Annotated in this window: 2 protein-coding genes; both read left to right on the top strand. The window is 71.2% G+C overall.

The window, feature by feature from the left end; translation table 11 throughout:
• Positions 1-243: 243 nt before the first annotated feature.
• Positions 244-2,052 (top strand): ABC-F family ATP-binding cassette domain-containing protein, encoded by a 1,809-nt coding sequence (locus GTW43_RS21155; RefSeq protein WP_161303590.1) that lies wholly within the window; start codon positions 244-246, stop codon positions 2,050-2,052.
• A gap of 223 nt (positions 2,053-2,275) precedes the next feature.
• Positions 2,276-4,081 (top strand): PQQ-binding-like beta-propeller repeat protein, encoded by a 1,806-nt coding sequence (locus GTW43_RS21150; protein WP_161303589.1) that lies wholly within the window; start codon positions 2,276-2,278, stop codon positions 4,079-4,081.
• Positions 4,082-4,300: the final 219 nt, after the last annotated feature.

The following is a 4,300-nucleotide window of genomic DNA, read 5'->3' as shown; positions in this document are numbered from 1 at the left end:
TGGGCCGCCTCATCCGCCCCCGCGAGGTGGCCCCCCTGGTCCGCGTCCGCCGCGTCCCGGTGCGCAGGTCCCCGCGCCCGCGCACCGGGTAGATGCGACCCGAACGGTCTGCATGTCAGGGGCGCGGGGACCTGCGCGAGAAGCCCCACCGGCCCGCAGCCGCGCACGAGCCCACCCCGCCCACGGCGATCCGCGCCCCGAACCCCGACTACGCTGGATGGTCGGCCCAAGGAGCGGAGCGTAATGGCAGTCAATCTGGTCAACGTCGAGAACGTCTCGAAGGTCTACGGCACCCGTGCCCTCCTCGACGGCGTCTCCCTCGGCGTGCAGGAAGGCGACCGGATCGGCGTCGTGGGCCGCAACGGCGACGGCAAGACCACTCTGATCCGGATGCTGGCCAAGCTGGAGGAGGCCGACACCGGCCGCGTCACGCACAGCGGCGGCCTGCGCCTCGGCGTGCTGACGCAGCACGACTCCCTCGATCCGGAGGCGACCGTCCGGCACGAGGTGATCGGCGACCTCGCCGACCACGAGTGGGCGGGCAACGCCAAGATCCGTGACGTGCTGACGGGCCTGTTCGGCGGCCTCGACCTGCCCGGTTTCGAGCAGGGCCTGGACACGGTCATCGGCCCGCTCTCGGGCGGCGAGCGCCGCCGCATCGCGCTGGCGAAGCTGCTCATCGACGAGCAGGACCTGATCGTCCTCGACGAGCCGACGAACCACCTGGACGTCGAGGGCATCTCCTGGCTCGCCCGCCACCTGCGGGCCCGCCGCTCGGCCCTCGTCTGCGTCACGCACGACCGCTGGTTCCTCGACCAGGTGTGCACCCGGATGTGGGACGTGCAGCGCGGTGACGTCTACGAGTACGAGGGCGGCTACTCGGACTACGTGTTCGCCCGCGCCGAGCGCGAGCGGATCGCCGCGACCGAGGAGGCCAAGCGGCAGAACCTGGTGCGCAAGGAGCTGGCCTGGCTGCGCCGCGGCGCCCCGGCCCGCACCTCCAAGCCCCGCTTCCGCGTCGAGGCGGCCAACGAGCTGATCGCCGACGTCCCGGAGCCCCGCGACAAGAGCGAGCTGATGAAGTTCGCGAACGCGCGCCTCGGCAAGACCGTCTTCGACCTCGAGGACGTCACCGTCACCGCCGGACCCAAGACCCTGCTCAAGCACCTCACCTGGCAGCTCGGCCCCGGCGACCGCGTCGGCCTCGTCGGGGTGAACGGCGCGGGCAAGACGTCCCTGCTGCGCGCCCTCGCCGACGCCGCCCGCAGTCAGGGCGACGTCCAGCCCGCCGCCGGCAAGGTCGTCGTCGGCAAGACGGTGCGCCTCGCCTACCTGTCGCAGGACGTGACGGAGCTGCCCGGCACGCTCCGTGTCCTGGAGGCCGTGCAGCAGATCCGTGACCGTGTCGACCTCGGCAAGGGCCGCGAGATGACGGCGGGCCAGCTGTGCGAGCAGTTCGGCTTCAGCAAGGAGAAGCAGTGGACGCCCGTCGGCGACCTGTCCGGCGGTGAGCGCCGCCGGCTGCAGCTGCTGCGCCTGCTGATGGACGAGCCGAACGTCCTGTTCCTCGACGAGCCGACCAACGACCTGGACATCGAGACGCTCACGCAGCTCGAGGACCTGCTCGACGGCTGGCCGGGGTCGATGATCGTGATCTCCCACGACCGGTTCTTCATCGAGCGCACGACGGACAACACGTTCGCGCTGCTCGGCGACGCGACCCTGCGGATGCTGCCGCGCGGCATCGACGAGTACCTGGAGCGCCGGCAGCGGATGCTCGACGCCGCGGCCCCGGCGCCCGCCCCGAGCGCCGCACCCGCCGCGAAGGCCGGCCCGTCGGCCGCCGACGTCCGCGCCGCGAAGAAGGAACTGCAGAAGATCGAGCGGCAGTTGGACAAGGTCTCCGAGAAGGAGACGAAGCTGCACGCGCGGATCGCCGAGCACGCCACGGACTTCGCGAAGGTGGCCGAACTGGACGCCGAGCTGCGCGCGCTGTCGGGCGAGCGCGACGAGCTGGAAATGCGCTGGCTGGAACTCGCCGAGGACGCGTGAAGACCGTCTGAAGGTCTGCGGAGAACGGGCGAAGGCGCGTAACGGACGCATCACGGGCCGGTGCTCCCTTGGGAACAGGGGAGCGACCGGCCCCTGTGGTACACGCCCAGAGTGATAGAAAGGGCGGCTGAGGGGGCCCTGAGCGCACCTCGTGACCGACCTGAGAACGTCCGGAAAAACAGCCTGGCGTGCCAGTACATCAGCAGTAGAGGGGGGAGCGCTGATGACTCAGCCGCCCAACCAGCCGCCCGCCGGCGGCTTCGGAGCACCGCAGGATCCGCAGGCGCCGCAGACACCGCCGCCGCCCGCGGGCCCGCCGCAGACACCGCCGCCCGCAGGGCCGCCGCAGCCCGGTTACGGCTACCCCCAGCAGCCGGGCCCCTACGGCGCCCCGCAGCAGCCCGGACCGTACGGTCAGCCCACGCAGCAGCAGCCGGGCCCGTACGGCCAGCCGCAGCAGCCGGGCCCCTACGCGCAGCAGCCCGGCCCCTACGGCCAGCAGCCGCAGTACGGGTACCCGCCCCAGCAGCAGCCCGGCGCCCCCGTGCCGCCCCAGGGCGGCGGCGGTGGCGGCGGCATCAAGGGGAAGACCTGGGCGATCGCCGCGGGCGCGCTCGCGCTCGTGCTCGTCGCGGGTGGCGTCGTGTTCGCCGTGGTCGGCGGCGACGACGACGGCAAGACGGACCCGAAGAAGCCCACCGCCAAGGGCAAGGACCCCAAGGCCTCCGCCTCCGCCCCGGTCAACCCGGGCGACGGGCAGGGCGACGGGCACGCCGGCGACGAGGACCTCAACGCGGGCCGCGAGGACGGCGAGGCGAAGGTTCTCTGGTACAAGACCGCCCCGAAGGTGCCCGGCGACGGCGCGGACGCCCCCGGCATGTGGATCACCGACAAGGTCGCGGTCAAGGCCGCGTACAAGGAGGTCCTGGCCTACGACGTGGCGGACGGCAAGATCAGCTGGCCCGCCGTCTCGTTCCCGCAGAAGATCTGCTCGGTCACCAAGAACCCCTCCGCCGACGGCAAGATCGTCGTCGCGTACAAGAGCGGTGTCTCCTCGCGCGCCAAGTGCAACCAGGTGCAGGAGATCGACCTGGCCACCGGCAAGAAGGGCTGGTCGGCGAAGATCCCCGAGCGGGAGAACAAGGACGACTTCTTCGACGGCACCAGCTCCCAGATCGGTCTGAACTACGCGGGCGACACCCTCATGGTCGGCCGTCAGATGTCCGGTCTCGGCCTCGACGCGAAGACCGGCAAGAAGAAGTTCGTCGTCGAGCAGTACGGCAACGACTGCTTCCCGAAGGCCTACACGGGCGACGCCAAGAAGCTGCTCACGGTGGCCTCCTGCGGTGCGGGCGGCGACAACGCGCACGAGGAGCTGCGCCAGCTCGACCCGGCCACCGGCAAGGCCCTGTGGACGAAGAAGTTCCCGAAGGACTGGCAGATCTCGAACGTCTACTCCGTCAGCCCGCTCGTCGTCTACAGCACCAACGACGACGACAAGAAGTACAACATCGCCTCCTTCAAGGAGAACAGCGCGACCGTCCAGGCGGAGGTCGGCGTCGACGGCCTCGACACCAAGTGCGGCAGCTCCTTCTCCTTCCTCAACCGGGACCTGAGCGGCTGTGCCGGCGCGGTCACCGACGCCAGCACGCTGTACATGCCCACCGACGGCAAGGCCGGCGGGGCCAACGAGGTCGTCGCCATCAGCCTCACCAGCGGCAAGGAGCGCTGGCGCGTCAAGTCTCCCGAGGACCAGACGCTGCTGCCGGTGAAGGTCGAGAACGGCGGCGTGGTCACGTACATGCAGGCGTCCTACGGCGGCCAGGCGGGCCGTGTCCTGAACATCCCGATCGCCAAGCCGCACACGCCGAAGACGCTGCTGCAGAACCCGGCGGGCACGGCCGCGATCGAGAGCGGCTTCTACTCGAAGGACGTCGCGTACGCCGACGGCCGCTTCTACATCTCCGCCACCAACCTGTCCGGCAGCGCCAAGGGCCAGCAGAAGCTGATGCTCGCCTACGGCGACTGACGTCACGTCCGTCCTTCCCCGTCCCCACACGTAAGGCATCCCGAGGTACCCACGCCATGACGCAGCCGCCGCCCCAGCCGCCGAACGAGCCCGAGCAGCCGGCCCAGCCGCCGCAGATCCCGCTCGACAAGAAGCCCGAACCGCAGGACGCGCCCGCCGCGCCCCCCGCGCCGCCCGCGGGCGGCTTCGGGGCGCCCACGCCGCCCCCGGCCGGCGGTT

This window comes from Streptomyces sp. SID5785 (assembly GCF_009870065.1).
GTDB lineage: Bacteria > Actinomycetota > Actinomycetes > Streptomycetales > Streptomycetaceae > Streptomyces.
This window is presented reverse-complemented; position numbering and strand designations above follow the sequence as displayed.

What these genes read in the sequence shown, in the direction of transcription:
- GTW43_RS21155 (WP_161303590.1), top strand. Translation starts at nt 244, where the DNA reads ATGGCAGTCAATCTGGTCAACGTCGAGAACGTCTCGAAGGTCTACGGC.
- GTW43_RS21150 (WP_161303589.1), top strand. Translation starts at nt 2,276, where the DNA reads ATGACTCAGCCGCCCAACCAGCCGCCCGCCGGCGGCTTCGGAGCACCG.